This is a genomic window from Rhizobacter sp. (genome assembly GCF_031412075.1).
In the GTDB taxonomy this organism is placed as follows: domain Bacteria; phylum Pseudomonadota; class Gammaproteobacteria; order Burkholderiales; family Burkholderiaceae_C; genus Rhizobacter.
This window is the reverse complement of the sequence record NZ_JANOCG010000288.1, coordinates 1-3,884: the sequence shown is the minus strand read 5'-3', so window position 1 is coordinate 3,884 and position 3,884 is coordinate 1. Positions and strand designations below refer to the sequence as shown.

Genomic DNA, 3,884 nt, shown 5'->3' with positions numbered 1-3,884 from the left:
CCACCTTGGCCGGGCAACCGAAATTGAGGTCGATGCCCGCCGGCCCCAAGGCCGCCAGCTTGGCCGCGTTTTCAGCCAGGCACACCGCGTCGGAGCCCATCAGCTGCGCCCGCACCGGCACACCGGCCGGCGTGCGCCCGCCGTTAAGCAGCTCGGGCACCACGCGCACAAACGCGCGGTCGGGCAACAAGGTGCCGGTGACGCGGATGAACTCCGACACGCAGCGGTCGATGCCGCCCACCCGCGTGAGGATGTCGCGCAGGGTGTGGTCGAGCAGGCCTTCCATCGGGGCGAGGAGCAACGTCATGTTGGGTATTCTCCGATGCCATGAAAGCGCACGTCACATCGGTCAGCCTCAACGGCACGCACAAGTTCTCGAAACCCACGGCACAGCAGATCACGCTGCTGGCCGGCCTGGGTGTCGAAGGCGACGCCCATTGCGGGGTCACGGTGAAACACCGCTCGCGTGTGGCACGCGACCCGACGCAACCCAATCTGCGGCAGGTTCACCTGATCCACAGTGAGTTGTTCGACGAACTGGCAGCGCAGGGCTTCGCCGTGGCGGCTGGCCAGATCGGCGAAAACATCGGCACACGACACATTGACCTGCTGGCGCTGCCGGTGGGCTCGCAGCTGCACATCGGTGACACCGCGATAGTCGAACTCACCGGCCTGCGCAACCCCTGCGTGCAGCTCGATGCGCACCGCACCGGGCTCATGTCGGCAGTGCTGGGACGCACAGCCGATGGCAAGCTGGTGCGCAAGGCCGGCGTGATGGGCGTGGTCATCGCGGGCGGCAGCGTGCAAGCGGGCGATGCGATCCGGGTGACGCTGCCTGCCCCACCACACCGCGCGATGGAGCGTGTGTAGTGCACTGCAACGTTTTCGACACCGCCATCGGCTGCTGCGGCATCGCCTGGGGCCAGCGCGGCATCCGCGCGTTCCAGCTGCCCGAGCCGACCGATGCAGGCACCTTGCGCCGCATGTTTCGCGGCGGTGCAGCCTTGCCGCAGGCCGAGCCACCACCCGAGGTGCAGTCGGCCATCGAGCGCATCGTCGCGCTGCTGCAAGGCGAGCCCATCGACCTGCGCGACGTGGCGCTCGACTTCGACGGCATCGCGCCCTTTCACCGGCGTGTGTACGAGGTCTCGCGCGAGATCCTCGCCGGGCAGACGCGCACCTACGGCGAGGTGGCCACACAACTCGGCGACGCCGGTGCCTCACGCGCGGTGGGACAGGCGCTGGGTGCCAACCCGTTTGCCATCATCGTGCCCTGCCACCGCGTGCTGGCGGCGGGTGGGCGCGCAGGCGGCTTTTCGGCGGGCGGTGGGGTGTCGACCAAGCTGCGCATCTTGCTGATTGAGCAGGCCCAATTCGGGAGCGAGCCGGGGCTGTTTTAGCTCGGTTAGCATCGGCGCGCTCACATCCACCACCGGAGACTTTTGATGACAACCCACTGGCTGCGCGCTCTCGCGCTCGCTTCGTTCACCACGCTGGCCGCCCCCATGGCCCATGCCCAAGCCAGCGCGCCGGCCGCTGCCAAGCAGGAACCCGGCACGGTGGTCACCCCAAGCGGCCTGATCTACCAATCGCTCAGTGAAGGCAAGGGCGCGAGCCCCGCCGCCACCGACACGGTGAAAGTGCACTACCGCGGCACCTTCCCCGACGGCAAGGAGTTCGACAGCTCCTACAAGCGCGGCCAGCCCGCCGAGTTCCCGCTCAACCGCGTGGTCAAGTGCTGGACCGAGGGCGTGCAGATGATGAAGGTCGGCGGCAAGGCCAAGCTGGTGTGCCCACCTGCCATCGCCTACGGCGAACGTGGTGCAGGCCCGATCCCGCCGAACGCCACCCTGAACTTCGAGATCGAGCTGCTGGACATCAAGCGCTGAGTTCCGGTCAGCGCGACTCGCGCTGGGCCCCGGCGTCAAACAGCGCCGGGTGCTCGCGGCCATAAAAACCTGCCGCTTCGTCGTGCGTCAGGTTGAGAAACCGGCGGTAGCCCGGCACCCACTGGTAGCCGAGCGCTACCAAAAACAGGCCCACGCCGCAGGCCATGTAGACCTGGTCAACGTGAAACACCACCAGGCTCGCGCCCGCGAGCCCCGGGCCGATCACCGCCCCCACCTGCGCCACCATCAGGTTGACCGCCGACATGCGGGCCCGAAAGTGCTGCGGGATGGCGAGCATGCGGTGGGTGTGCCCCACGGTCACGACCGTCATCACGCAAGCACCGATGAGCGTGAACGCCAGCACCATCACCCAGGGCTGGTGGGTCAGCCCCAGCACCACCAGGATCACGCCCTCGCACAAGATGGCACCGAAGCTGGCGCGAAAGCGGCCCACCCTTTCGGCCACCCACATCGAACCGCCGAGCGAGCCCACCAACATGCCCACCGAGAGCCCGGCCTCGCAGGCCCCGAGCCAAGCGCCCGACAGCGACAAAGACTGCACCTTCAGCGGCACCAGCATGCCCACGCTGGGCACGAAAAAAATCAACACGAGGAAGGACACGAACGACCATCCACGCTCGGTGGGGATCTTCCACTTGGCTGCCAGTCCGGCGCGCAGATCGGTCATCCAGCTGGCCACCGAGCGTGAGGCCCGCACACCCCTCGGCAGCTCGATGCGTGAGGCCAGCAGGCAGGCCAAGGCCAACAGACCCGCGTTGACCCACAGCGCGGTGGCCGTGCTACCCACCGCGAGCAAGGCCCCGCCGGCCACCGGGCCGAACAAGCGGCCCAGGGCCTGCGCGGTGCGCTGGTAACCCAGGCCTTCGTTCAACTGCTCGGGCGGCAGCATTTCGGCGGCGATGCTCATCGTCACCGGGGTCATGACGGCCATCGCCACCTGCTGCAACACCCCTAGCAGGATGATCCACTCGATGCGGTAGACACCGGCCTGCGCCATCGACGCCAGCAGCAGGCTCTCGACCAGCAGCGCCACCAGACCGAGCGTGAGCAGCAAGCGCTTGGACACCCTGTCGCCCAGCGGCGAGAGCAGCGGCAGCGAAAAAAACGCCACCGCCGCGAGCAGCGACGCGTACAGCGCGATGTGCGTTGCCCCACCTTCCTTCGCAATCCACCAGGGCACCGCCACGTAGCCGACCATGGTCGACAACAAGGTCAGTGCATCACTGACCAGCAGCGACCTGAACGGCCTGCCGAGCCGGTTCCAGCCTTCGAGCTTGGCTTTAAACAAGGGCCTGCGGCTGTGCAGCCACCGGCGGCAGCGGCTCGTCGTCTTCGGCCTCTTCTCCGAGGAAACCGCCACTCTGGTGCGCCCACAGCCGCGCGTACAAACCGCCCTGCGCAAGCAGGCTGCGGTGGTCGCCTTCTTCGACGATGCGGCCCTTGTCGAGCACCACCAGACGGTCCATCGCGGCGATGGTGCTCAGGCGGTGGGCGATGGCCACGACCGTCTTGCCTTCCATCAAGCGGTACAGGCTCGCCTGGATGGCGGCTTCGACCTCGGAGTCGAGCGCGCTGGTGGCTTCATCGAGCAACAGAATGGGCGCGTCTTTCAGCATCACCCGCGCGATGGCGACACGTTGCCGTTGCCCACCCGACAACTTGACCCCGCGTTCGCCCACATGCGCGTCGTAGCCCTTGCGGCCCTTGGCGTCGGCCAGGCCCAGGATGAAGTCGTGCGCCTCGGCGCGCAGCGCGGCGGCCAGCATCTGCTCTTCGCTGGCATCGGGCCGGCCGTAAAGAATGTTGTCGCGCACCGAGCGGTGCAGGAGCGAAGTGTCTTGCGTGACCATGCCGATCTGCGCACGCAGGCTGTCTTGTGTGACGTGCGCGATGTCTTGCCCGTCGATCAGCACGCGGCCCTGCGCGACGTCGTGAAAGCGCAGCAGCAGGTTGACCACGGTCGACTTGCCCGCC

6 protein-coding genes are annotated in these 3,884 nt (G+C 67.6%); 3 read left to right on the top strand and 3 right to left on the bottom strand.

Annotated elements, in window-relative coordinates; all coding sequences use genetic code 11:
* Window positions 1-307: tRNA-dihydrouridine synthase (locus tag RMO40_RS10410; protein ID WP_309720235.1), on the bottom strand; the 307-nt coding region annotated here is incomplete at its 3' end.
* 20 nt (window positions 308-327) lie between these two features.
* On the opposite strand from RMO40_RS10410, the gene RMO40_RS10405 reads away from it, so the two are divergent.
* From RMO40_RS10405 to RMO40_RS10395, 3 genes are read left to right on the top strand one after another with little or no spacing between them, the layout of a single operon-like run.
* On the top strand, window positions 328-870 hold the full coding sequence (locus tag RMO40_RS10405) for an MOSC domain-containing protein (protein WP_309720233.1): 543 nt from the start codon (window positions 328-330) through the stop codon (window positions 868-870).
* A complete protein-coding gene (locus RMO40_RS10400) occupies window positions 870-1,400 on the top strand; it encodes a methylated-DNA--[protein]-cysteine S-methyltransferase (RefSeq protein ID WP_309720231.1) in 531 nt (176 codons plus the stop codon). Before RMO40_RS10405 ends, RMO40_RS10400 begins: the two co-directional genes overlap by 1 nt.
* A 45-nt stretch (window positions 1,401-1,445) precedes the next feature.
* The gene (locus RMO40_RS10395) at window positions 1,446-1,889 is read left to right on the top strand and encodes an FKBP-type peptidyl-prolyl cis-trans isomerase (protein WP_489660139.1); all 444 of its coding nucleotides are present in this window, start codon (window positions 1,446-1,448) and stop codon (window positions 1,887-1,889) included.
* A 7-nt stretch (window positions 1,890-1,896) separates the two neighbouring features.
* On the opposite strand, the gene RMO40_RS10390 is transcribed toward RMO40_RS10395, so the two are convergent.
* Together RMO40_RS10390 and RMO40_RS10385 are read right to left on the bottom strand one after the other, a co-directional pair.
* Entirely contained in the window at window positions 1,897-3,198 is a 1,302-nt protein-coding gene (locus RMO40_RS10390; protein WP_309720229.1) for an MFS transporter, read from the bottom strand.
* Window positions 3,191-3,884 (bottom strand): ATP-binding cassette domain-containing protein (locus tag RMO40_RS10385; protein ID WP_309720227.1); only part of this gene is annotated, 694 nt, incomplete at its 5' end. The genes RMO40_RS10390 and RMO40_RS10385, both read right to left, overlap by 8 nt.

Coding starts and splice junctions, on each gene's coding strand:
- RMO40_RS10405 (WP_309720233.1), top strand. CDS start 328: ATGAAAGCGCACGTCACATCGGTCAGCCTCAACGGCACGCACAAGTTC.
- RMO40_RS10395 (WP_489660139.1), top strand. CDS start 1,446: ATGACAACCCACTGGCTGCGCGCTCTCGCGCTCGCTTCGTTCACCACG.